Consider the following 25,321-nt stretch of genomic DNA (forward strand, 5'->3'; position numbering starts at 1 on the left):
CAGTTTCACTAATGCCTGAATTACTCTATTGGTTAGATCTATTCGGTGTTGTAGTTTTTGCTTTTTCTGGAGCATTAATGGCAGGTCGATACCAATTAGATCCCTTTGGTGTTGTGGTATTGTCTGCGGTTACCGCAATCGGCGGTGGCACTATCCGAGATGTTATTCTTGATACTCAAGTATTTTGGATAAAAAACCCTCTCTATCTTTATGTAATATTACTAACGGCTATATTAACCATAGTATTAATTCGTTGCCCTAAACGAATACCTAAACGCTTTTTACTAATTGCTGATGCCTTTGGATTAGCTTTATTTGCTGTCCTTGGAACGCAAAAGGCAATGGCGTTGGGGGCGCCTATTTCAGTTTCGATCGTCATGGGTACACTTACAGGTGTCGCTGGCGGTATGATCCGCGATGTAATATGTAATGTAATTCCACTTATCCTTCGTCAAGAAATTTACGCAACAGCGGCTATTTTAGGTGGAGGATTATATGTATTTTTTAATTACTTAGGTTGGTCTGAAAACTTCTCTATTATCTTCGCTATCTTAGGCGCGCTAAAACTTAGATTAGCAGCAATTTATTGGCAAGTTTCCTTACCTGCATTTCAGATAATAGAAAAAAACGATGTATAGGCTTTCTTATGCCTCAACCCCCCAACCATCGTTGTAACCGTTAAATTTAGCTGCAAGTTGCTCAAATTCGGCTTCCTGAGCAATAATAGCATCATAATCTAATAGCATATTAACAGCACAGTCGACATCCCACACGTTGGGAGTTTCATCTGCGTGCAAATTTACTTCCATTTCAGGGGCTTTAGCGGCTAGATGATCTGCCATAGCTTGAGCATCTTCTATATGCTCAAATAACTGAAAAAAAACCACTTTATGAATTATAGAAAAATCAATACCTTCATTATACATTTCAGCTAAAACTTGGCCCGTATCATCGTTTGGAAAAGTCATAAAAATTACCTGCTATAAAAAAGCTAATTATACTCAGAGGCGGCAAAAATGCCTAACGCTTAAATGCTCAAATTACTATTCAATTATTTTGCATTGAATTACCATCGATAAATACGAAAAAGCCAATAATATTTCATTATTGGCTTTTTTAATCGTATCTTTTTATTAGGTTACTTAACTGTAACTCTTGCAAATTTACGTTTACCAACCTGAAAAACAGCAGTGGTGCCAGAAGCTATTTTTATTTTACTATCCGCTACTTTTTCGCCATTCATTTTTGCTGCGCCTTGTTTGATCATACGCATTGCTTCTGACGTGCTTGCAACTAAATTTGCTTCTTTAAGTAAGTTAGCAATTGCCAACTCACCCTCTTCAGTAGGAATTTCAAATTCTGGCATATCATCTGGTATTGCACCTTTTTGGAAGCGATTGATAAACTCTTGATGCGCTGCTTCCGCTGCCGCTTCATCATGGAATCGCTCAATAAGCTCTTTAGCTAACGCGATTTTAATATCTCTAGGGTTCGCACCATCAGCAACTTGTTGTTTGTAACCATCAATAACATCAAGCGCTTTAAAACTTAATAATTGATAATAACGCCACATTAGATCATCAGAAATAGACATGATTTTACCAAACATATCAGAAGGCGTATCTGTAATACCTATATAATTACCAAGTGATTTAGACATTTTTTGCACACCATCTAAACCTTCAAGCAGTGGCATCATTAATACTGTTTGCGGTCGTTGTCCTTCACTTTTTTGCAGCTCTCTCCCCATCAGCAAATTAAATTTTTGATCGGTTCCACCTAATTCAACATCTGAGGCTAATGCAACAGAATCCCACCCTTGAACTAAAGGATACATAAACTCATGAATCGCAATAGCATGACCACCTGCATAACGCTTTTTAAAGTCATCACGTTCCATCATGCGAGCAACAGTTTGACGCGAAGCAAGTTTGAGCATACCAGCAGCACCTAATGCTTCCATCCAACTTGAATTAAACTCAACTCGAGTTTTGCTTGGATCTAATATTTTAAATACTTGTTCTTTATAAGTTTCAGCATTAGCCAATACATCTTCTTTTGTTAAAGGCTTACGAGTTACATTTTTACCCGTCGGGTCACCAATCATGCCAGTAAAGTCACCTATTAAAAAAATGACCTCATGACCCAATTGTTGAAATTGGCGTAATTTATTAATTAAAACCGTATGACCTAAATGTAAATCGGGAGCTGTAGGATCAAAGCCTGCTTTAATTTTTAGTGGTTTACCTTGCTTTAACTTTTCTAACAATTCATCTTCTAGCAAGATCTCTTCTGCACCACGTTTTATTTCAGCAAACGCTTGGCTGACATCGGTCATTTACTCGGCTCCAGTAATAAAATTTATAAAAACTATAAGCGAATTCTACTGTAAATTTGCCTAAGGTGAAAACCATAACGTTGTTTGTTAGTATATTAATTTGTTATAGTAGACGATAGACGTCGTAGTTGAAATAGTTGTAAAGGTAGTAACTCCTTGAATAACATAAAAAACTTATACACACAGTTGCCAAAAAAGCACAGGATAATCCTTAGTGTTATTAGCGTAATCTTGCTGTTATTGATCATACTGCCTTCTGAAAAAGCGACCGCAAGCCGCCAAAGCGAAAATAATTCGTTAAAAATAGGCCAACGCTACCAACTTCAACTACCTGAGGAAGTTGTTACTTCTTCTCCGATTAAAAACGATGAAAATAACATAGCCCAGAACAGTGACATTAATGAAAAAGTTACATGGAAAACGGCAAAAGTACGTAGTGGTGATTCTCTCGCAAAAATATTTAAACGTTTAGGTTTTAGCGCGCAAACCACATACAAAGTAAGTAATGTTGAAAGTAAAGCCAGTAAACAACTTAAAAAATTACAAGTTGGTGATGTATTACACATTGCAACTAATGATAAAAAAGAGTTAGTTGCTCTCGAATATCCAATATCTCAAACTAACACTTTATTCGTCGATTTCATCGATGGGAAGTATCAAGCAAAATTTGAAGAAAAGTCAGTTGAGGTGCAAAGCACTATTGCTCATGGTGTTATTAAAACAAATTTTTGGAATGCTGGTATAGAATCAGGATTGAATGACAGTCAAATCATTAACCTTGCCAATATCTTTGGCTGGGATATCGATTTTGGGCTGGATATTCGAAAAGGTGATAGTTTTCATGTGGTTTATGAAAATAAATATATTGATGGTGAGTTTATTGGTACTGGTAAAATTTTAGCTGCTGAATTCATTAACCAAGACTCCCCCTTCCAAGCAATTCGTTTTAGTGATGGAGAATATTACTCCCCTGACGGAAAAAGCATGCGTAAAGCCTTCCTAAGAGCTCCTGTTAACTTTAAATATATCAGCTCAAACTTTAAGCCTAAACGTTTTCATCCAGTACAAAAGCGTTGGAAAGCACACCGCGGTACTGATTACGCAGCTAAGACAGGGACTCCAGTTGTTGCAGCAGGTAACGGTAAAGTAACCCGAGCCACCTATGATAAATACAATGGCCATCATGTTTTTATTCAACATGGAAACGGGATAGAAACTAAATATATTCATTTTTCCAAACGCGCCGTTAAAAAAGGTCAACGAGTAAAACAAGGACAAGTAATTGGTTATGTTGGTGCTACTGGATTAGCCGCTGGCCCACATTTACATTATGAATTTCTACTAAACGGTGTTCATCGTAACCCAAGAACAGTAAAATTACCTGATGCCCAACCTATAGCTAAAAAGTATAAAAATGAATTTATGCAAATTGCTAAACAACGTCTAAAACAGTTGTCAGGTTCTCGACAAGCACTTCTTGCTGCCAACAGCAAATCGACTAGTAAAGAGCGACTTCAGGCACCATAAACTCTAGTTTTAATACACAAACATAGTATAAATATTATATGTATAGCTTTTAAATTTAAAATGTTATATCAATATAAATCAACACGTTAAAATTTTTTACTACTACTAAGTAACTGAATAAACGCAAGGTCATAAGTGACTAAACATTCACTTATGACAAAACATTCTATCTCGCTAAAGCAAGTTTAATAAGGGATCTCTTAACTTTGTTAGCGTTACAATGATTTTTCTCTATTTTCTATCTAGCTATCATAATTTTTCTCCTTATAATGGTTTGCTCGCTGTAGAAAAAACGAGCGCAATTAGTTAGGTATTCATATTTGAACTAATCTAAAAATAATAACTCTAAACTAATTGAGCTATAGAAATTCATAATTTTATGAGGGGGTTCTATGGAATTTAACGATATTCACATTGGTATGAAATGCGGTAGTAAAAAAGGTAGTGGCACTGTGACCTGGATTGATGGCTCAACCCGTACTATTTATATGGCTAACACAGATGACAATAATAGCTTCGAAGTGGACTACGATGAAATAATATATGATCCCCAGGCTCATAATAGAGAAGATACTTACTATTAATAAATAAAAAGCTTCATAAGAAGCTTTTTTTATGTCTTTACCTTTATTGTGTCTACGAACTCTTTAAATACGCCTATAACAAAATATTGTTTAGCGTGTTGCTTTCCGCTTTTTCTATTCCTGCGGTTAAGCCTTTATCAACGTTTATATGCATATTTGAGCTTAAAATAGGGGCTGCTGATTTAACTTTTCTTAAAGGGTACGAAGAAACACTTGCATTAATTTTAATATTGTCAGAAATAAATTTACGCGCTATAGCATTATTTCTTCTCATAATATTCCTTTTAACATTTAAACAACTAACTAATAGCGAATTTGAAACTTGTAATAATTAAAAGCTTCGCATAGAGCAGGGTAAACAAAGGGGATTAGATGAATACCCCACTCTAATACGAATAAAACAATTAATTTTTGCTAACAGCTTCTTTTACTGTTGTTTCAATTTGAGCAACAACACGGCGATTTACACTGTGATCTGCGCTAGAATTGCCTTTAGCTAATAATTGAGTTTCACCAAATCCTTTAGCTGATAAACGACTAGCATCAATATTAAATGTTCCCATTAATACGGCTTTTACAGCATCTGCTCGCTCTTGTGATAACTTTAAGTTATAGGTAGCATCACCAACAGCGGAACTATGTCCTTCAATAACAACATTAGTATTAGTATATTCTTTCATGAAATCAGCTAAACGCTGAATATCATTGACTACTGTTGAGTTTATCTTTGCACTATTATTTTCAAAAGTTACATTTAAGTTTACTGAAACTTCTTTTTCTGAATATAAAGTACAACCTACAGAATCTACTTTTACGTTTGCAGGTGTATTGTCACAGCGATCATTAGCATTACTTACACCATCATTATCGCTATCTAGTGGTGCTTTTTTAGACGGAGTTTCTTGTGTTATTGGTGCTGGCTGAGGTTTAGCAACAACAGGAGCTTTTCTTTCATTACCAAAAGCATATTTTATCCCCATTTTTATACCTTGATCTGTAAAACCATAGTCAAGATCACGATAAACAGCCGCTTCACTATAAAATGATAAACGATCACTTATTTGTGCCGAAAAACCAGCACCTACATCTAAAGCCGTATAATTTCTGATAGTATTGAAGCGTTTTACTCCAGAGAAAACATAAAGGTTCGAATTTTCTATGTTATATAAGGCATCAATACCAAAACGAGTACCATAATCAGTGTCATTACCATTATTTACATAAAAACGTGTTTTCGCTAATTCAAAGCGCGCAGACCAAGAGTCATTAATAATTTTTTGTAAATCTAAGCCAATACTTTTACCTGCCTCAATTTGTTGCCAAAAAGCATCTTCTCCTTTATGCGTACTTGATTTGATGTAATCACCAAATACACCTAATTCCCATGTTTTATCTATATTTTCTGCTGCTAATGGAGAGCTGATCAATGCAGCTAACAGAGTCATATTAAAAATTTTCACAATTAAATCCTTGTTGAGTTCATGTTGTTTCTAAAGTTATAACGAATGACATTGTCAAAAGTCACATTTTATTTTTTAAAAGTAATAATTATCTATTTAAACTGAAATTTCTCTTCTTAAATTAAACAATCCTCACTATTCGATGTAGAATATAGTTCCAATAATGCAAAGTTAAAACCAACTTATTAAAAAGGTAATTTTTACTATAAATCAAAAACTTAAAGAACAAAAAGTCAATGTACTTAATAAACTATCATTAAAAAAAGAAATAATTTCATAGCTTATTGTAAACCTTACACAAAGAAGCCATTTTTTTGTTGGATAAATCCACCTTATTACAAGGCCAGCATTGAAGATGATAATTATACAAATAAAATGTGACTTTCTAAACAGCCAACCGTTAATAAATAAAGCGGTAAGATTTTACCTAGGAATAAGATGAAAGATTTAGATACTAAAATAGCTAAAGAATTATCAAATGAACCCGAGCATGTTTTTACCACCTCTGATGATGAGTTATTCAAACGGGCAACTTCAACGATAAATAATCAACAAGGCACTAAAGACTTATTAGCATTGGGTATGGCTTCTATATGGATAGTATTTATTAGTATCTTTATGAAAATATTAAACCCCATATTTAAACAAGTTAACAATAATAATGAACTGGCTTCATCAACAAGCCACAAACCTAACAACAGGAATAAATGATGAACACAGCAAATATCTCAGATAAGGCCTATTCGGGATTCGTCACCATCTGGCATAATATGATCACTTTTTTACCCGACCTAATTATCGCCTTTTTATTTTTAATTGTGGGCTGGTTTGTATCATCTCTAATTAAAAAGGTAATCAATAAATCGTTAATAAAAATTGGCTTTAATACCTTTTTAGATAGACTAGGCTTAAATACATTACTCAATAAACTAGAAATCAACATAAGCGGAAGCCAAATAGTAGCAAGCATAATATCTATTTTTTTCTTATTGATTTTTTTATTAGCCGCATTAGATATTATAGGATTAACCATACTTTCTGGCTTAATTGATACTCTTGTACTATTTTTGCCAAAACTACTCGCTTCTTTGGCTGTACTTTTATGTGGTTTTTTTGTCGCACAGATTGTTTTCAATGGCGTCAAAATAGCAGCGAAAAATACAGGTGTAGATTATGGGCGTTCTGTTGCTGAAGTATGTCGTGGCATAATTATCATCATTACTGTGTCACTATCAATTACACAACTTGATATTGATGTATCACTTTTAAATAACATCATGACAGTTGTCATTGCTAGCATAGGTTTAGCCGCAGCAATTTCTTTGGGTATAGGTACAAAATCAATGGCACAAGAAATTGTTGCCGGTGTTTATTTACGAGAAATGTACCAAGTTGGTGATAGCATAGAAGTAACCGAAACAAAGGGCACTTTAATCTCCATAGGAAGTGTTGCGAGCAAAGTAATGGATAGTGAAGAGTCAATCATCACCTTGCCGAATACTTTTTTACTCGCAAACAAAGTAATAAAACAATAATAGAATTTTTTGAACACTTGGCTACGCTCAATGAACGTCAGCTTGTTGCATTGGTGCAAGAGGGGTTACCCTATGACACCCGTTTTTTTCAGCAATTAATAACCCCTTATCTTTCTGATTTAAAAGGTTATTGCTCAAAATTATTGAATCATTCATCAGATGCAGAAGATGCTGTACAAGAAACTCTAATTAAAGCATTAACCCACTTAAAAAGTTTTAAGTGGGTTGTGTCCTTCAAGGCATGGCTATTTAAAATTGCTCATAATGAATGTATTAACAAAATACGCGATCGCCGTTGGAACACACAAATAGAAGACAGTGAGTATTTTATTAACACTATAATAGATGACACTAAGGAAATAGACTTTTCCGAAGCATTATCTTACTTAATGGAGCATTTATCATTTATTGACCGTAACATTATGCTACTGCGATATAGAACCGGTCTAGAGCTTCAAGAAATAGCAGATATATGTGAACTAAAACTCTCTGCAGTAAAAATGCGCCATAAACGAGTTATTGAGTTTTTACAAAAACAATTAAAAGATAATTCAGCACTTAATATAAACGAATATGAAGTAACTGAATAATAACAAAATCTTAATTAATTCATTGGTATTTATTATTAATTATTAATTATTAATTAGATACAACAAAAATTTATCATTTCGACTACAACTACTCGACTTTTATTGTAGCCTTCAAATAATAATACATTAATTAAGATTTCCATAACTTGCGAAAATAACTTATCACTTGCTCTGTGGGTTATTGGTATATTGAAGAGTGGCCCATTCAATTTTTAAGCTTGTTGTACTTTTTGAATGAGCTTCACTATTAGGAAGGTAATGGATAGTATCGCTCGAGACATTATTGCAGCCCACCGCTTTTATTGCTAACAAACGAAATACAACTCCTCTTACGTTAATTAACTAATGTTTCTTTTTCGATTAGTGCCTTCCATTCATCGCTATTAGCACCGACGACACACTCTCCATCAACACGCAGAGACAAGCGTAAAATACATCGTTCTATTATTTCAGAGAAAGGTTCAGAAGGTAGATGTCTAACCGAATCTACCAGCGCTTGGCAATGAGGCACACTTTGCTCACATAATGTGTAATAAACCCACTTCCCTTGTTTTTGCTGTATTAATAATCCCGCTTTAAAAAGCATTTTTAGGTTTCTTGATACGTTATACTGAGTATCACCGGTTACATCTAATGCTTCAGCAACAGTTATACGTTGATCAATATGGAGTAATAGCCAAAATAAGCGTAATCGAGTTGGATCTGATAATGCTTTAAGGGCATCAATATAATTAACATCAATCATAATTTTTTTGCTTGCTGCATAGAAAGAACCTACTAATCATTATACCGCCCTCAATAAGAAAAACTATTCCAAAATGAATAGTATGAAATATTCTTATGCTCTGTTTAGCCACCATCCCCCTAAAAACAACAACCAAAATTTGGTAACAAAAGTTATGTATTCATCCCCTTGCTTAGCCAGTTCTTCGGCCGACTTCTGATACACCGGCAATACAAAAACCTTTGCCCTTGTTTTGATCCCAAAAAGTCTCTGAATATACTTATGTTATATGCCCAAAGCCTCCATTGGTTAAATTCACGATTCAACTATTGCCGATAATTGTCAAAGTATCTTTATAACTCATTCGGTATGTTCTCACACGATAGAATCTTGAGCTTCATACTCCCCCTAAGAAAACGCCACTTCTATGAGTGGCGCAAAAGTCACTAAATTACGTACTGGAATATTATCCCCCCTAAAACAGCAGTGATTAAAACAATTGTTACAAATGCGAATACTGCTTTTTTCTTTAATACTGAAGAAACTAACGCGATCTCAGGTAAGCTCGCGCCTGTACCACCTATTATTAAAGCTAACGCTGGACCCAATCCCATACCTTTCATAATTAGCACTTTTAGTAACGGTATTGCCATTTCAATGCGTAAGTACAAAGGAACCCCAATAACAGCTGCAATAATAATTGCACTTAAGTCATCACCACCAACATATTTTTCTACAAGTTCCGCTGGTAAATATGCGGCAGATAAACCACTTATGAGTGCACCTAATAAAACATAAGGAACAATTCGCTTAAATAGCGCAACCGCGGTTTGCATGGCTCTTCTCATGCGGGCAGGCTGAACTTTATCCATATCCAGTGCAGCTGATGAATCGCAACTCATACTCACTGTAGCACATACATTTGTGCTTGGTTCTTGAGCTACGCTTTGACATGCTGCTATCCCCTCGTTCAAATTAGCGGGTGCACAATTTGATGTACTGCAACTTGAAACCTGCTTTGCATCTTCTAATTCGTCACCTCGTTTAATCTCGTTTTTCCATGGCGATTTAGAAATAATCCAGCCACCAATAACAGCCGCACTAAATGTAAGTGCCAGATAAACGGCTGTTATTTTTAAACCAAACATAGCGTAAATCATAGCTAATACAATAAAGTTACACAGCGGTGCTGAAATTAAAAAGCTCAAAACAGTACCTAAAGAAACTCCCATTGAGGCCATCCCCATAGTAACTGGCACTACGGCAGCACTACAAAAAGGAGTAAGCATTCCAAAACCAGCCCCTAAAACGGTCCCCCATTTTTCATGCTTATTGATTTTTTTCTGTAGTTTATCTTGCGGTACATATTCTCGCATAAGGCCAGTTAAAACCGAAACGACTGCAATAATGAGTACCAACCCACCGCCTACATGAATAAATTCATTAAGCGCTACCATTAATTTTTCTATATCCAAAATAATCTCTCTTCTAAGTGTTGAATCTGGATCATAATATACGCACATATGCACGATTGTGCAACTATTTGCTTTTGAAAACATCATAATTGCTCTAAAAAGGTAATTAACCCCGTATATGGAAAAGCCTTTATCACTTAATGGTTTTCCGATAATTCGTAAAATTTAAACACACTACTAGATAATGGATACCAGAAATGCGAACAACTAAATATTTAATAACAACACAAAAGGCCACTTCGAATGATGCTGATGTTATCAGTCACCAATTAATGTTGAGGGCCCGAAAATTATCATCAGGTTTATACACATGGCTTCCTACTGGTTTAAGAGTACTGCGTAAAGTAGAGAATACTATAAGAGAAGAGATGTATAATATTGGAATAATAAAAGCCTTAATGTCATTAGTGCAACCTTCTGACTTATAGAAAGAAACAGGACGTTGGGATCAATTTGGCGCGGAGTTATTGTGCATTTCAGATCGACACAATTGGTCGTTCGTTTTAGGCCCAACTCATGAAGAAATCATCACAGATATCATCCATAATGAAATAAGCTCCTACAAGAAGCTTCCTTTGAGTGTTTATCAAATTCAAACCAAATTTAGAGATGAAATTAGGCCTCATTTGGGTGTTATGCGATCGGTTATACACGAGTTGTGGCAGCAACGATTAAACAATATCATAATGAATTTGGAATTAAATAGCCTGAATCTATAGCTCCTTTTAATGTAGCTATTATCCCGATCAATATGCATAAATCTTCACCGCACAAAAAGCTGCTGGAATGTTGTACTGCACTTTAAGCTCTAATAAGGTTGAAGTGCTGCTGGACAGCCTTGGTGTAATGATTAATGATATTGAGTTAATTGGAATCCCACATATTATAATCATTAGCGAACGCAATTTAAATGAAGGGATTGTCGAATATAAAAACGACTAGCTGGTAGTAAAGAAAAGGTAAAAATTGAGAGTATAATTAGTCCTTTCAACACTCAAAAATGAGCATTGTAATCATCTAATTTACGTTTTTAAATTTTCAACATTAAATTTCTAATAAAACTAAAAAAGCCGCTTAATAGCGGCTTTCAAAGTTATTTTTCAACATTTCTTACTTTATAAGCATCAGAAGGGAATGTCGTCATCAAAGTCGATGGTTGGCTCTTGAGGGTTTACTTTCGGTGCAGATGCTGGTTGTTGTTGATTATATCCACCACCTTGCTGCTGACCCTGGTTTGAATAACCGCCTTGTTGCGATTGAGCTGGTTGTTGCCCTTGGTTAGAGTAGCCACTTTGTTGCATTGGTGCTTTTGCAGGTTGCTGTTGATTAAAACCACCTGTTTGCGGGGCTGATTGTGATTGATAAGCTGGCTGTTGCTGTGCTTGATTAAAACCACCCTGTGCCGGTTGCTGGTTCTGATTTTGTTGAGCAAAACCACCAGACTGAGCACCTTGACCACGAGAATCCAACATTTGCATATCATTGACAATTATTTCAGTTGTATACTGATCAGCGCCTTGTTGATTTTGCCATTTACGCGTTTGTAAACGACCTTCTAAATATACCTTTGAACCTTTCTTCAAATACTCGCCAGCAATTTCTGCTAAACGTTGATACATTACAATGCGATGCCATTCTGTTTTTTCTTTTTGCTCACCACTTTGCTTGTCTTTCCATGTCTCTGATGTTGCAACAGTAAAGTTGGCAACTGCACCACCGTTTGGCATAAAACGTACTTCTGGGTCTTGCCCTAAGTTTCCTACTATGATGACTTTATTTATACCACGACTGGCCATTTATCACTCTCACTAAAGATTTGCAGTAATAATAAACTACTGACTTATAAGCACTATATTTCGCTGAATTAGCGTGAGTGCTTATAGATTTAATAATTAAGTAGAACATTCTATCACTGTCATTATTGTTGTGACAGCGTTAGCTAAAAATAATTTTTGTTTAGGAATAATTATTGTTTAACTCACTTTTTTGACTTAATTCTGTGTCTTAAACTTTATGTAAATACACATGCATCTGTGTTGATATTGCTTCAGGAATTCTTACTGACTTTTGTTGTTGGTAATCATAATGCACCATTACCGCTGTACCTGAGGCACATAACTTGTCATTCTGCCAAAGCTCTTGATAAACATCGAAAGACGAACCACCGATACGACCAATGTAAGTACGTATTTCCATAGACTGTCCGTAATACATTTGATCGATAAAATTAACGTCTATTTTTGCTAGAATAAGTCGCCAATTTTTAGTGTCTAATTCGGGGCTAAACCAACGAAAAATAGGATCTCTCGCACCTTCAAACCAAATAGGCACCATCGTATTGTTGATATGACCTAGTGCATCTGTATCGCTAAACCTAGGATTAAGTTTTTCACTAAAATATTGCATCGGTGATTGCTACCTTCTTTTATATTGTTATTGATATGAGCGTTATTAATTACCCCATAATATCATCAAATATTTACTCACAATATAAGTAGTAACTAGCTCTCGTTTTAATTAAACACGTTACGAATAATAATTATATGCTAATCTTGATGAATAATTTTTATGTACTTTAACGCATGAAAACCTATAACAGCATTAATCATCATGTCATCAGAGCATTAGATAAAATAATAAAGAGAGCACTATGAAGCATATTTTAATATTTATACTTTCATTTTATTTTTTTTCAGTTCAGGTATTTGCTGATGCAAAAGCACCCAACCGAGAACAAGGAGAAGGTCCATACAAACGCTTAATACTAAGAGGTGGAATAGTTGTAAGTGGTGAAGGTGCACCTGCTCGCGGACCTATGGATATTGTAATAGAAAATGACCGTATAGTTAGAATAGTAAATGTGGGTAATCCTGGTGTTCCAATTAACCCTGACGCTCGACCTAAAGCAAATAAAGGTGATAAGGAAATAGATATTTCCGGTCAATATGTTTTACCCGGATTTATTGATATGCATGCGCATATTGGCGGCAGTGCAAAAAATATTCCAGCAGAATACGTCTTTAAACTGTGGCTTGCACATGGCATAACAACCGTGCGTGAACCGGGGAGTTTTAATGGAATTGAATGGGTAATGGATCATGTTGAGCGTAGTGAAAGCAATACGATTGCCGCCCCACGTATAATTCCTTATTTTGCTTTTGGTATGGGCCAACAAACGCCAATTACGACACCTGAACAAGCCAAAAAGTGGGTTAAGAATATCGCCAAAAAAGGTGCTAAAGGCATTAAATTTTTTGGTGCACCACCGGCAATAATAGAAGCCGCCTTAACTGAAGCGAAAAAACATGGTTTACGCGGTATGATGCATCATGCTCAAATCGACGTAGTCAACATGAATGTAATTGACTCTGCTCGTTTAGGGCTTGTCTCTATGGAACATTGGTATGGCTTACCTGAAGCCTTGTTTGAACAACAAATTATTCAAAACTATTCACCTGATTATAATTACCAAAACGAGCAAGACCGTTTTGGTGAGGCGGGACGATTATGGCAACAAGCCGCTAAACCAAAGAGTAAAAAGTGGAATGCCGTCCGCGACGAACTAATTGCATTAGATTTTACGATCAATCCAACCATGACAATATATGAAGCCAGCCGTGATTTAATGCGAGACATGAATGCTGACTGGCATAAAGACTATACCTTACCCACTTTATGGGACTTTTTTCAGCCAAATAAAAATGCACACGGTTCATATTGGTTTGACTGGACTACCGATGACGAAATCGCATGGAAGAAAAATTATCAGCAATGGATGACTTTTATCAACGATTACAAAAACAATGGTGGTCGTGTTACTACAGGATCTGACGCCGGTTATATATTTAAAATTTATGGGTTTAGCTTAATAAGAGAATTTGAATTACTCAGAGAAGCCGGATTTAACGCTTTAGAAGTATTACAAGCTGCCACTATCAATGGCGCACAAGCGCTAGGTATGGCAGATGAAATTGGCTCAATTCGTGTTGGAAAAAAAGCTGACTTAGTTATTCTTACTGAAAACCCATTAAGAAACTTTAAAGTACTTTATGGCACGGGCCATTTTAGGTTAGATGAAAATAATACACCTACTCGTGTTGGTGGTGTTAATTACACAATAAAAGACGGTATTATTTATGATGCAAAAGCATTATTAAAAGATGTACGTGATATCGTTGTTAAAGCAAAAAATCAAGCAAAAGCAAAAGAGTAACAACTTTTCCCTATTTACATGCGAGCTTAGGCGTTGATTAAAAAAGACTTAGAACTAAGCTTGCAATATAAGATATTAAAAATGATATAAAGGATTATCATCTATGTTAATTAATCGAATAGTACTAATAACATTAGCTTTGCTTTCGTTGAGTTCTTTTGCTCAAAATGTTGAAAGAGAAAAACTACCACCGCCAAGAGAGCTAACACCTGAACAAGCCAAGGTAGCATCAGCTAATTATCAAAAGTATTGTTCATTATGTCATGGGGTCGATCGTCAAGGCCATGCTAATGATCATGCACCATCTTTAAGAAGTAAAAGCTTATTTGAGTCAGGTGTTCCGCATGCAATATTGCGCCCCATGTCTTATGGTCGTCAAGGTACAGCTATGGGGGGTTATTTAGATGAAGTTGGTGGACCAATGACCTTAGATGAAACTTGGGATCTCACCTATTGGCTTTTTTGGCAGGCCGGTGTTGATCGCGTAAAATTGTCGACAAACCCCGTTCTTGGAGATGTGCAACGAGGGGAAGTCGTTTACCAAGAGAACTGTGCGACATGTCATGGTAAAAAAGGAGAAGGTATAACTGCCCCTGCCTTAGGCAATCAATCCGCATTAGCACACAATAGCGATGAATTTATTCGTTATGCCATTGAAAAAGGCAGAAATGACACGCCTATGGTCGCATTTGCAGATAAGCTTAGCTCAGCAGATATTGATAATGTTACGGCTTTTTTACGCAGTCAAGCAAGTGGTTGGAAGCAAGAAACACAGGTACTCAAGCATATTCCAACTCCTAAGGAATATATTATAAACCCAAACAATGACGATCCAAACTTTACCCTTAATGAACAAGGTTATGTCACTTCGGCTGACTTATATGCCGCATTAAAAGCTAAAAAGCGTATGGTATTACTTGATACTAGAGTACCTTCTGTTTGGCAAACCGCTCATATTGAAGGCTCTTTCCCACTTCCGTATTACACTGACTTTGATGCTCTAGAAAAAGAGTTACCAAAAGATGTTCAAATTGTCGCTTATTGCTCTTGCCCTAGAGCTGCTGCTGATTATTTAACTAACAAATTAACAGATCGTGGCTATTTAAAAACAGCTGTACTATGGGAAGGAATTTTTGGTTGGCAAAATTTAGGTTATCCCGTTAAACGTGCTGAAGGCATTAATGACAGTAAAGAGCTAAGTTCTTCAACCCACTAAATAACCAAAATAAAAACGCTAGCCTGAATATATTTAGGCTAGCGTATAAAGATGAGACGCTTAACAATACATTTTTATAAGGTTATGACGCTTGTTGAATCAGCAAGTTTACCCATAAAACTATAACGCAAATAAAGCCAGCCCAAAACGCTAACATTCTATGAATAGTATAGTTATAACTTAAATGAATATAAGCATGAAGGTATCTAAAAAATACAAATGCCCATGCAGATACTACTCCAACAGAACTCTCTAGACCTAAGCTAATATATAACGTACATACCACATAGAAAAGTATCGGGAGCTCAAATTGATTATTAAAGTTACGGGTAGATTTCGTCATAGCATCAGGAATATTTTCCCCTTCCATTAAACGGAAGTACTTAGGACTAACCTCCCCTCTTTTTATACTACCAAACCGTGCTTTTACTGCCACTAAACCAACAAGTACAACTAGCAACACCATGGCAGCCATAGGATATAACATAAGTAAACCTTGATAATTAAAACAAAATAGAGACTAACATAACCCAGGTCCTAACTTCTAGATCCAAAGTTCTTGGTTCTCTATCTTAAATGTTCATTGCTAATTCAGCGGCTTCCCTGATGGCACGTTTTGCATCGAGTTCTGCTGCAATATTTGATCCACCAATTAAGTGTACTGCCATACCCGCATCAATGATTGATTGCTGTAGATTCCTATTCGGTTCTTGGCCAGCACAAACAATCACATTATCAACCGCAAGTAATTGCGCCTCTCCATTCACTTCAATATGTAAGCCTTGATCATCAATTGATTTATAACTCACCCCAGCTAACATTTTGACATTATTTTTCTGTAATGTAGCACGATGTATCCAGCCAGTGGTTTTTCCTAGTCCTCCGCCAACTTTTGAAGTTTTTCGCTGTAATAAATAAATTTCTTTTTCTGAAGCTTTATGAACAGGTGATGTTAATGCGCCATTATGTTGATAGCTTTTATCTACTCCCCAACTTGCTAACCATTCATCAGGCTTATCTACTTGTTTTTCTTCAACTAAATAACATCCCACATCAAAACCAATACCACCTGCACCGATGATAGCTACTTTATCGCCAACAGGTTCTTTATCACGTAACACTTGTAAGTAACTTTTAACTTTAGGATGATCAGCTCCTGGAATATCAAGCTTTCTAGGAATAATACCTGCCGCCAACACAACTTCATCAAAGCCCTGTTCGACCAGCATCGCTACATCAACTTCGGTATTTAAATGAATTGTTACCTGATGTTTTTTCAATTGAACATCGAAATAACGCAATGTCTCATAAAACTCTTCTTTACCTGGCACTTGTTTTGCCACATTAAATTGGCCGCCAATCTCAGTACTACGATCAAACAAAGTCACATTATGACCCTTTTGAGCGGCATACAAGCTAAATGCTAAGCCCGCTGGGCCCGCACCAATTACGGCTAAATTTTTAGGTTTAGTGGTATTACTGATAATGAGTTCAGTTTCATAACAGGCTTGTGGGTTAACTAAACACGAAGCTCGTTTTTGCTTAAAAACATGATCTAAACATGCTTGGTTACAGCCAATGCAGGTATTAATTTCATTACTTTTATTTTCAGAAGCCTTATTAACAAAATCAGCATCAGCCAAAAATGGACGTGCCATCGACACCATATCGGCCTGACCATTAGCTAAAACATCTTCAGCAACTTCTGGGGTATTAATTCGATTAGTGGTCACTAAAGGAATAGAGACCTCTTTTTTCATCTTTTCTGTAATCCAGGTAAACGCGGCGCGAGGAACAGACGTTGAAATAGTAGGAACGCGCGCTTCGTGCCAGCCAATACCTGTGTTGATAATAGTAGCGCCAGCAGCTTCTATCGCTTTTGCCATAGTAACAACATCTTCCCAACTATTGCCCCCTTCAACCAAATCAAGCATCGATAAGCGAAAAATTATAATAAACTTTTCACCGACCTTTTCCCGAACCGCTTTAACAATTTCACAACCTAAACGCATTCTATTTTCTATAGAGCCGCCCCACTCGTCATCACGATTATTAACTCTCACACAGCTAAATTGGTTAATTAAGTAACCTTCAGAACCCATAATTTCAACGCCATCGTAGCCCGCTTTGGCGGCTAAATGAGATGAATAAGCAAAATCTTTAATCGTCGATTTTATTTGTCTTACAGACATCGCCTTAGGGGTAAAAGGATTAATAGGTGATTTTTTCTTACTCGAGGAAAGACTAAAAGGGTGATAAGAATATCGACCAGCATGTAACAGTTGTAAACAGATTTTAGTGGGGTATTGATGTACCGCTTCAGTTACCTGTTTATGCTTATTCACCTGCCAAAAATGACTTAGCTCACAACCAAAAGGGGCAAGTCTGCCTCGCATATTTGGACTTATCCCCCCTGTCACAATTAAACCAACACCACCCTTCGCTCTTGCTTGGTAAAAAGCGGCTAATTTTGCAAAACCATTTTTTTCTTCTTCAAGCCCTGTATGCATAGAGCCCATCAGAGTTCTGTTTTGTATTGTCGTAAAGCCCAAATCAAGTGGCGTTAATAAATGTGGAAATGGTGTTGTCATAATTTTATCTTATTGTGTAAAGGTCTAACCAGATAACTATAAAATAGTTGTTCATTACGCATTTGACAAGCTTTAATTTTGACACCTGTCAGATGGAGGAGAATAAGTACGTAATTATATGACTATCAAAGCACTTAACTCAGTATGTTTAGGCAAAGTATTTCCTACTAATTGGAAAAAACTTTCCTCTTAATCAATTTAATCCGTGAAAACTCTTAGAATGAGTCACTTATCGATAATATATAACTGTGGCGTATGTTTTGCATATATTAACTATCAAAAAATATCGCCATTAATAGAGAGGGACAAATGATAATTAACTCAGGCGTAAATTATGTAAACGGTAGCATACCTACGCAACCGTCTACCTCTGATTCAAGTACTTTATCAACTTTGCTAACTGAGACTCAAATTAATAACAATCAAGTTGATTCTGGCACAAAACAAGCAGACTTTACTCGCATGACTCGTCAGGAATTAAATGATTGGGCCAATACAAAAATCCGTAACGGAGATATGTCTCTTGATGACGGTCGACCTTTCATGGCGATGGCAATGAAGATTCCTGTAAGTGGTGGTTTTAGCGGTGAGCTATCGGTAGATAACGATAAAACGCGGTACAACTTTATTCAAAAGGCGCGTGATGGTATACAAGGCGCACTATCGCGTAACGACGAAGCAACCTTGGATATGCTAAAATCAGCCATGTCGATCATGCAGAATCATCAGGGGCACACCATTGGTGTCGATATCAGCGTTTAGAATAGAAAATGCCATTCTGTTGAGCATTATTATTGAAGATGAAAAATGGATAAAAAAATATTACTTGAGGGTTTGCTTGTTCATTTAGAAAAAGAGCTTTCAATATTAACAACAGCGGCAAACAATGCTCGAGCAGCATCAATTGATGAAGAGTCTGTAGCAGAAACGCAATATGACACTTTAGCTATTGAAGCAGGATATTTAGCAGAAGGACAAGCGAGGCGCGCTCAAGAAATTGAATTAGAAATACACAAAATTAAACAGTTATCGCTAGGCACTTACAACCAAGACACCTTAATAAAAGTAGGATCATTAGTACAATTAAGTAATGATGCTGGTATCAATAAATGGTTTTTTATTGCACCTGCAGGCGCCGGATTTCGTATCGAGCTAGAACAGCATATCATTACTGTAATAACCCCTAAATCACCCATTGGAAAATCTATGCTTGCAAGGCAAATGGGTGATGAAGTCCACCTACTTTTAGCTAATAAATCATTAGTTTTTGAAGTAATAGATGTTTATTAGGAGCTATTAAGTTTTTATTTTAGTCTCTGCTATAGGCTATTTTTCAAGATAACAAATACAAAATAGTGCGGTGTAGTTATTCTGCTTTAAGTTGCAGATAAACGATCCAATAGCGCCATTAATCTTTCACTATCATGCTCCATTTTTTCTAAATGGTTAATCGCTGAATCTATATCCCCTGAAAGGTATAATGCCAAGGCTTCAACACCATTACGATGTACAGAGGCATGAGGGGTATCTAACTGTTGAAAAATATTATTATTTCCATATAGATCCGCACCAGTTGACTGGCACCACTGTCCTAAACGACACGAGCGATGATCTGCAAAATCTTCAACTCGTTTGTGTGATTCCCCTAAAATAACGGAATAAATATCGCCTTTCCACACCACATGATCTAACTTTACGGTTTGAATAAAGGTTTGTTTTGCAGCTTCAGAAATAGTGCTCTTCATAGAGTTGCAACGTTTAACTATCGATTGGTAATCACCTTGAAGTTTTCCTACACCGTCAGATAAATCATCATTTGTCGTCTGAATATGAGAAACAGAATCAACAGTATGTCCGGTCGTGCTAATTATCTCTTTCACTAGATCAGAAACTTCATTAGCTGAGTCATTGGTATTATTGGCAAGAGATCGTACTTCATCAGCAACTACACTAAAACCTCGACCAGCTTCTCCAGCTCTTGCCGCTTCAATAGCAGCATTTAGTGCTAACAAGTTTGTTTGATTAGAAATATTAGCAATAGTCGTAACAAAGGTATTAATACTGTCTGCCATTTTTGACAATCCTGAAATATTTTCGGTCATACCTCCCATATTCTTTGAAAGTTCGCCCATACCAGCAACAATAGATTTCAAAGATTCTGAAGAAAGATCAAACAATTCATTAATCAGATCAATAGACTGACTCTCTTCTTCTATATGATTAAATGAGTGGTAAACACTTTCTCGAATACCATTAACTTGAATTAAGCCCTGTACAGCACATTGCAACAGTCTTTTTTGCTGGTCGCTTTCTTGATGAGATGATGTTTTTTCAAGTTCCAATGAAAGTGTTTGGTTACTTTCAACAAGGGCTGAATTCATTTCCTGATGTTCAGCTAATTGTCCTTCTAATTCTGCGATTTTACTTTCTAATTTTTTAATGGTGGAAAATGGGTACATCGTTCACTACTTTTCAAGTTTACATAAATCCAAGTGTAGTCTTAAAAATCTTTTAGTAAACTAATTTGTAGGCCTTAATAAGCTTTTTACTTTCATTAAATCAACTAACTTCTCATCTACTTTTAAATAAGCCACAGATTCATTATGTACCAGTGTCGCTTCAATTACCCCCGGCATATTAATAAGCTCGTCTGCAACTTGTTCTGCTTGTAATTCAGAAGTAATAGATGTTTTGAGACTATAACTTTTTGACTTTTTCAATGGTTTTAAACCTAATGAAGCGATAAACCAACACAAACAAACCGCCGCCATGACTATAAAGATGGCATGCTCATTTAAAACGCCAGCAATTGCACCACCAACAAGACCACCACAAAATGCCCCAAAAAACTGGCTACTTGAATAGATTCCCATTGCACTTCCTTTAACACCAGCGGGAGCAAGACGAGAAAGTATTGATGGCATAGTCGCTTCTAAATAGTTGAACGCGGTAAAAAACATCACTACCATAAGAACTAAATTGAAAATAGTCGATGGCAAATACCACATCAGTATTAGTGAAAAACTTAACAATAAAATAGCAGCAGCGAACATCTGCGTTTCTTTTTGTTTTTTAATGGCCATAATCATAAACGGCACCATTAAAAAGAAAGAGCCAAGTAACGTTGGCAAATAAAGCTGCCAATGATGATCTAAAGATAGCCCTGCACTAACAAATTGTTTAGGTAAGGTGACAAAACAAGCTGTTAATGCCATGTGTAAGGCAAAAACACCAATATTTAATCTAAATAATTGAGGATCTTTAACCAAAGATAGAAGTTTATCTGGCATCGCCACGTTATCGCCTCGCGGAGATTTATTAACCGAATGCGGCACCATAAATTGAATCATTAACATGGCACCAAGGGTTAGTACCGCTGTAAACCAAAATAAACCACTTAAACCAAATGTCTCGGCTACTATTGGCCCACAAACCATAGCTAAGGTAAACGATAGGCCGATAAACATGCCAATAGTTGCCATTACTTTCGGTCGTTGCTCTTCCCTACTTAAATCAGCAGCCAACGCCAACACCGCACTGGCTATAGCTCCCATGCCTTGTAAAGCTCGACCAAAAACCACACCGTAAATAGTGTCGGACATTGCAGCAACAATACTTCCCAATAAAAAAATAACTAAACCAATTAAAATAATAGGCTTACGGCCAAATTTATCAGACAACATCCCCATAGGAATTTGCAGTAAAGCTTGCGTTAAGCCATAAGCGCCAATGGCTAACCCTATCCAAATGGGGCTATAACCAATTAATTCTTGGCCATAAATAGCAAACACTGGCAGTATCATAAAAAGCCCTAGCATTCGCAGACCAAAAACAGCCGCAAGTGAAAAAGCTGCTTTTTTCTCAATACTATTCAATCCTGATACGCTCATACTTACTACTTTTAACTTTTAATAGAGGAAAAATTTCGCGTAAGTTTATCACGGCAATTCAATGAACAAAATCATATATTCGACGAACAGTTTTTATGCAATAATATGCGGCTGCAATTTACTGTGGATAAATTATGAGAAAGATAGAAGTTAGAGGCGCACGCACACATAATCTAAAAAACATTAGTTTAGATATTCCCCGCGACAAATTAATAGTCATTACTGGTTTATCGGGTTCAGGTAAATCTTCTCTTGCCTTTGATACATTATATGCTGAAGGCCAACGTCGCTACGTTGAATCTTTATCAGCTTACGCACGTCAGTTTTTATCATTAATGGAAAAACCTGACGTAGATCACATCGAGGGATTATCGCCCGCTATTTCTATAGAGCAAAAGTCTACTTCTCATAACCCACGTTCAACCGTTGGTACAATTACAGAGATATACGATTATTTAAGACTACTTTATGCACGTGTCGGCGAACCGCGTTGCCCTACACACCATACACCGCTTGCCGCACAAACTATATCTCAAATGGTTGATAAAGTACTTGAGCTAGAAGAAGGTACTAAAGTTATGGTACTCGCGCCAATACTTCAAAACCGTAAAGGTGAACATATAAAGCTACTCGATAATTTAGCCGCTCAAGGCTATATTCGGGCACGTATTGATGGCGAGGTGTGTGACTTATCAGATCCTCCACCACTTGAGTTACATAAAAAACATACCATTGAAGTTGTCGTTGACCGTGTAAAAGTGAGAGATGATCTACAACTACGTTTATCAGAGTCGTTTGAAACCGCATTAGGATTAACCGCAGGTACAGCTAAAGTTGCCTTTATGGATGAACCTGATCGCGAAGAGTTGTTGTTTTCAGCAAATTTTGCTTGTCCTCAATGCGGCTACAGTATGCAAGAATTAGAGCCACGGTTATTTTCATTCAATAACCCTGCTGGTGCTTGTCAAACTTGTGATGGTTTAGGTATTCAACAATTTTTTGATCCAAACCGTGTTATTGCTAATCCGGAATTAAGTTTATCAGGCGGAGCAATTCGTGGTTGGGATAAACGTAATTTTTATTATTTTCAAATGTTACAAGCATTAGCGGATCATTATAAATTTGCAGTCGATAAACCATTTAATAAACTTGATGAAGAACACCAAAACATAATTTTGCGCGGTAGCGGCTCTCAAGAAATAGAATTTAAATATATGAATGATCGTGGTGATATTGTGATCCGTAAACACGCATTCGAAGGCATTTTAAATAATATGGATCGTCGTTATCGTGAAACAGAATCAAACGCGGTGCGTGATGAGTTATCAAAATATTTAAATAGTCAACATTGCCCTGCATGTGATGGTTCTCGTTTACGTATTGAGGCACGTAATGTTTTTATTGCTGAAACTCCGCTACATAAAGTGGCGGGGCTTGCTATCGCTGACGCACTTGCCTTTTTCCAAGGGCTAGACCTAAAAGGTCAAAAAGGGCAAATTGCGGAAAAAATATTAAAAGAAATTAATGACCGATTAGGCTTTTTGGTCAATGTTGGTTTAAATTATTTAAATTTATCTCGCGGTGCAGACACTTTATCTGGCGGTGAAGCTCAGCGTATTCGCTTAGCAAGTCAAATAGGTGCAGGTCTAGTGGGCGTTATGTATGTACTAGATGAGCCTTCAATAGGATTACATCAACGTGATAATGAGCGCTTACTTAAAACCTTAGTGCATTTACGTGATTTAGGTAATACTGTTATTGTAGTTGAGCACGATGAAGATGCCATTCGAGCAGCCGATCATGTGATCGATATAGGCCCGGGTGCAGGTGTACACGGTGGTGAAATTATTGCTGAAGGTACAGTTGATGACATATTAAAATGTAAAGACTCACTTACTGGAAAGTACCTTTCAGGAAGAGAATTTATTGAAATACCCAAAACACGTACTCCATTTGATAAAAACAATGTCATTAAACTGATTGGCGCCACAGGTAATAACTTAAAAAATGTTGATTTAACCATTCCTAATGGCTTAATGACTTGTATAACAGGTGTTTCAGGCTCTGGTAAATCAACCCTTATCAATGACACTTTATATAAACTCGCTCACATTCAACTTAACGGCGCAACCACCCAAGAACCTGCTCCGCACAAAGCTATTGAGGGTTTAGAGCTACTTGATAAAGTTATTGATATTGATCAAAGCCCCATTGGTCGAACACCACGATCAAATCCCGCTACTTATACAGGAATTTTTACCAATGTACGTGATATTTTTGCTGGCACTCAAGAAGCCCGCTCTCGCGGTTACAAACCAGGGCGCTTTAGCTTTAATGTTAAAGGTGGTCGCTGTGAAGCTTGTCAGGGCGATGGATTAATTAAAGTAGAAATGCACTTTTTACCCGATGTTTATGTTCCTTGCGATGTTTGCCACAGCAAACGTTATAATAGAGAAACACTAGAAGTACGCTACAAAGGTAAAAATATTCATGAAGTGTTAGATATGACTATTGAAGAGGGCTTAGAGTTTTTTAGCGCTATACCTGCGGTAAAACGTAAACTTCAAACCTTAATGGATGTTGGCTTAAGTTATATTAAGTTAGGACAATCGGCCACGACTCTTTCAGGCGGAGAGGCTCAACGGATTAAGCTGTCAAAAGAATTATCAAAACGTGATACCGGTAAAACCTTATATATTCTTGATGAACCAACTACAGGTTTGCACTTTCACGATATAAAACAATTACTTCAAGTTATTCATCGCCTACGAGATCATGGCAATACGATAGTTGTTATCGAACATAACTTAGATGTTGTCAAAACCGCAGACTGGATTGTCGATTTAGGACCTGAGGGTGGCTCTGGTGGTGGTGAAATACTTGCAGTTGGCACACCAGAGCAAGTCGCCGAACATAAGACATCACACACAGCGAGATTTTTAAAACCTTTATTGAACACTTAACACCTGTCGAAATACTGTAACCATTCAATGAGTGGTTACAGTACTCATTTACACATACAATTATCTAAATACTATCTTTCTCTAGCATATCAATAAAACATAAGGTTAATATACTGCTTAACATTTTTAGAGATGAGTAATTCTATTGCAACACGCTAAATCACCTTTCAATTACCACAATTTATTTATTTATCTTCTCGCATTTTCAAGCGGTT

24 protein-coding genes and 1 pseudogene are annotated in these 25,321 nt (G+C 36.5%); 13 read left to right on the top strand and 12 right to left on the bottom strand.

The window, feature by feature from the left end; genetic code table 11:
- Window positions 1-11: 11 nt before the first annotated feature.
- Window positions 12-638 carry a trimeric intracellular cation channel family protein gene (locus tag IE155_RS11790; RefSeq protein WP_189378457.1) on the top strand — a complete coding sequence of 209 codons (627 nt, stop codon included), beginning with the start codon at window positions 12-14 and terminating at the stop codon, window positions 636-638.
- A 6-nt stretch (window positions 639-644) separates the two neighbouring features.
- Here the strand turns inward: IE155_RS11790 and IE155_RS11795 are convergent, their stop codons facing one another.
- Together IE155_RS11795 and tyrS are read right to left on the bottom strand one after the other, a co-directional pair.
- Window positions 645-968 carry a ribonuclease E inhibitor RraB gene (locus tag IE155_RS11795; protein ID WP_189378458.1) on the bottom strand — a complete coding sequence of 108 codons (324 nt, stop codon included), beginning with the start codon at window positions 966-968 and terminating at the stop codon, window positions 645-647.
- Between the two features lie 170 nt (window positions 969-1,138).
- A complete protein-coding gene (gene tyrS, locus IE155_RS11800; RefSeq protein WP_189378459.1) occupies window positions 1,139-2,338 on the bottom strand; it encodes a tyrosine--tRNA ligase in 1,200 nt (399 codons plus the stop codon).
- Between the two features lie 156 nt (window positions 2,339-2,494).
- On the opposite strand from tyrS, the gene IE155_RS11805 reads away from it, so the two are divergent.
- Window positions 2,495-3,865 (top strand): peptidoglycan DD-metalloendopeptidase family protein, encoded by a 1,371-nt coding sequence (locus IE155_RS11805; RefSeq protein ID WP_444545871.1) that lies wholly within the window; start codon window positions 2,495-2,497, stop codon window positions 3,863-3,865.
- Between the two features lie 392 nt (window positions 3,866-4,257).
- The gene (locus IE155_RS11810; protein WP_189378460.1) at window positions 4,258-4,449 is read left to right on the top strand and encodes a hypothetical protein; all 192 of its coding nucleotides are present in this window, start codon (window positions 4,258-4,260) and stop codon (window positions 4,447-4,449) included.
- Between the two features lie 73 nt (window positions 4,450-4,522).
- Here IE155_RS11810 and IE155_RS11815 read toward each other — a convergent pair whose 3' ends face one another.
- The gene (locus IE155_RS11815; protein ID WP_189378461.1) at window positions 4,523-4,723 is read right to left on the bottom strand and encodes a hypothetical protein; all 201 of its coding nucleotides are present in this window, start codon (window positions 4,721-4,723) and stop codon (window positions 4,523-4,525) included.
- Window positions 4,724-4,853: 130 nt separating this feature from the next.
- Complete coding sequence (locus IE155_RS11820) at window positions 4,854-5,909, bottom strand: OmpA family protein (RefSeq protein WP_189378462.1); 1,056 nt, start codon at window positions 5,907-5,909, stop codon at window positions 4,854-4,856.
- Window positions 5,910-6,347: 438 nt separating this feature from the next.
- Between IE155_RS11820 and IE155_RS11825 the strand changes: the two genes are divergently transcribed.
- The 3 genes from IE155_RS11825 to sigX are packed head-to-tail and all read left to right on the top strand — an operon-like array spanning window position 6,348 to window position 8,034.
- A complete protein-coding gene (locus IE155_RS11825; protein WP_189378463.1) occupies window positions 6,348-6,620 on the top strand; it encodes a hypothetical protein in 273 nt (90 codons plus the stop codon).
- A complete protein-coding gene (locus tag IE155_RS11830; RefSeq protein WP_229817261.1) occupies window positions 6,617-7,444 on the top strand; it encodes a mechanosensitive ion channel family protein in 828 nt (275 codons plus the stop codon). The genes IE155_RS11825 and IE155_RS11830 overlap by 4 nt, the downstream gene beginning before the upstream one ends.
- Before the next feature lie 17 nt (window positions 7,445-7,461).
- Window positions 7,462-8,034 (top strand): RNA polymerase sigma factor SigX, encoded by a 573-nt coding sequence (sigX, locus tag IE155_RS11835; RefSeq protein WP_189378465.1) that lies wholly within the window; start codon window positions 7,462-7,464, stop codon window positions 8,032-8,034.
- 334 nt (window positions 8,035-8,368) lie between these two features.
- Here the strand turns inward: sigX and IE155_RS11840 are convergent, their stop codons facing one another.
- Window positions 8,369-8,779, bottom strand: a complete 411-nt coding sequence (locus IE155_RS11840; RefSeq protein ID WP_189378466.1) for an ArsR/SmtB family transcription factor — start codon at window positions 8,777-8,779, stop codon at window positions 8,369-8,371.
- A gap of 425 nt (window positions 8,780-9,204) precedes the next feature.
- Window positions 9,205-10,320, bottom strand: a complete 1,116-nt coding sequence (locus IE155_RS11845) for a permease (protein WP_229817263.1) — start codon at window positions 10,318-10,320, stop codon at window positions 9,205-9,207.
- Window positions 10,321-10,430: 110 nt separating this feature from the next.
- Between IE155_RS11845 and IE155_RS11850 the strand changes: the two are divergent.
- A pseudogene (locus tag IE155_RS11850) lies at window positions 10,431-10,877 on the top strand (aminoacyl--tRNA ligase-related protein); the annotation flags it as partial.
- Between the two features lie 115 nt (window positions 10,878-10,992).
- The gene (locus IE155_RS18165) at window positions 10,993-11,175 is read left to right on the top strand and encodes a His/Gly/Thr/Pro-type tRNA ligase C-terminal domain-containing protein (protein WP_373295371.1); all 183 of its coding nucleotides are present in this window, start codon (window positions 10,993-10,995) and stop codon (window positions 11,173-11,175) included.
- A 182-nt stretch (window positions 11,176-11,357) separates the two neighbouring features.
- Here IE155_RS18165 and ssb read toward each other — a convergent pair whose 3' ends face one another.
- Together ssb and IE155_RS11865 are read right to left on the bottom strand one after the other, a co-directional pair.
- Complete coding sequence (gene ssb, locus IE155_RS11860; protein WP_189378468.1) at window positions 11,358-12,029, bottom strand: single-stranded DNA-binding protein; 672 nt, start codon at window positions 12,027-12,029, stop codon at window positions 11,358-11,360.
- 208 nt (window positions 12,030-12,237) lie between these two features.
- Window positions 12,238-12,639, bottom strand: coding sequence for an acyl-CoA thioesterase (locus IE155_RS11865; RefSeq protein ID WP_189378469.1), 402 nt, complete (start codon window positions 12,637-12,639; stop codon window positions 12,238-12,240).
- A 244-nt stretch (window positions 12,640-12,883) separates the two neighbouring features.
- Here IE155_RS11865 and IE155_RS11870 point away from each other — a divergent pair, with 244 nt between their 5' ends.
- Together IE155_RS11870 and IE155_RS11875 are read left to right on the top strand one after the other, a co-directional pair.
- Window positions 12,884-14,446: an amidohydrolase family protein gene (locus tag IE155_RS11870; RefSeq protein WP_189378470.1), complete on the top strand. Its 1,563-nt coding sequence runs from the start codon at window positions 12,884-12,886 to the stop codon at window positions 14,444-14,446.
- A 103-nt stretch (window positions 14,447-14,549) separates the two neighbouring features.
- Window positions 14,550-15,662: a c-type cytochrome gene (locus tag IE155_RS11875; protein ID WP_189378471.1), complete on the top strand. Its 1,113-nt coding sequence runs from the start codon at window positions 14,550-14,552 to the stop codon at window positions 15,660-15,662.
- 82 nt (window positions 15,663-15,744) lie between these two features.
- On the opposite strand, the gene IE155_RS11880 is transcribed toward IE155_RS11875, so the two are convergent.
- Together IE155_RS11880 and IE155_RS11885 are read right to left on the bottom strand one after the other, a co-directional pair.
- Window positions 15,745-16,149: an MAPEG family protein gene (locus IE155_RS11880; protein WP_189378472.1), complete on the bottom strand. Its 405-nt coding sequence runs from the start codon at window positions 16,147-16,149 to the stop codon at window positions 15,745-15,747.
- Between the two features lie 85 nt (window positions 16,150-16,234).
- A complete protein-coding gene (locus tag IE155_RS11885) occupies window positions 16,235-18,253 on the bottom strand; it encodes an NADPH-dependent 2,4-dienoyl-CoA reductase (protein WP_189378473.1) in 2,019 nt (672 codons plus the stop codon).
- A 309-nt stretch (window positions 18,254-18,562) separates the two neighbouring features.
- Here IE155_RS11885 and IE155_RS11890 point away from each other — a divergent pair, with 309 nt between their 5' ends.
- Together IE155_RS11890 and IE155_RS11895 are read left to right on the top strand one after the other, a co-directional pair.
- A complete protein-coding gene (locus IE155_RS11890; RefSeq protein WP_189378474.1) occupies window positions 18,563-19,015 on the top strand; it encodes a hypothetical protein in 453 nt (150 codons plus the stop codon).
- Between the two features lie 45 nt (window positions 19,016-19,060).
- Window positions 19,061-19,543, top strand: a complete 483-nt coding sequence (locus tag IE155_RS11895; protein ID WP_189378475.1) for a GreA/GreB family elongation factor — start codon at window positions 19,061-19,063, stop codon at window positions 19,541-19,543.
- A gap of 86 nt (window positions 19,544-19,629) precedes the next feature.
- Here the strand turns inward: IE155_RS11895 and IE155_RS11900 are convergent, their stop codons facing one another.
- Window positions 19,630-20,712 (bottom strand): methyl-accepting chemotaxis protein, encoded by a 1,083-nt coding sequence (locus tag IE155_RS11900; protein WP_189378476.1) that lies wholly within the window; start codon window positions 20,710-20,712, stop codon window positions 19,630-19,632.
- Window positions 20,713-20,772: 60 nt separating this feature from the next.
- Window positions 20,773-22,143 carry an MFS transporter gene (locus tag IE155_RS11905; RefSeq protein WP_189378477.1) on the bottom strand — a complete coding sequence of 457 codons (1,371 nt, stop codon included), beginning with the start codon at window positions 22,141-22,143 and terminating at the stop codon, window positions 20,773-20,775.
- A gap of 134 nt (window positions 22,144-22,277) precedes the next feature.
- Here IE155_RS11905 and uvrA point away from each other — a divergent pair, with 134 nt between their 5' ends.
- Window positions 22,278-25,106 (top strand): excinuclease ABC subunit UvrA, encoded by a 2,829-nt coding sequence (uvrA, locus tag IE155_RS11910; protein ID WP_189378478.1) that lies wholly within the window; start codon window positions 22,278-22,280, stop codon window positions 25,104-25,106.
- The last annotated feature ends 215 nt before the right edge of the window (window positions 25,107-25,321 follow it).

Source organism: Thalassotalea profundi, from assembly GCF_014653195.1.
In the GTDB taxonomy this organism is placed as follows: Bacteria; Pseudomonadota; Gammaproteobacteria; order Enterobacterales; family Alteromonadaceae; genus Thalassotalea_B; species Thalassotalea_B profundi.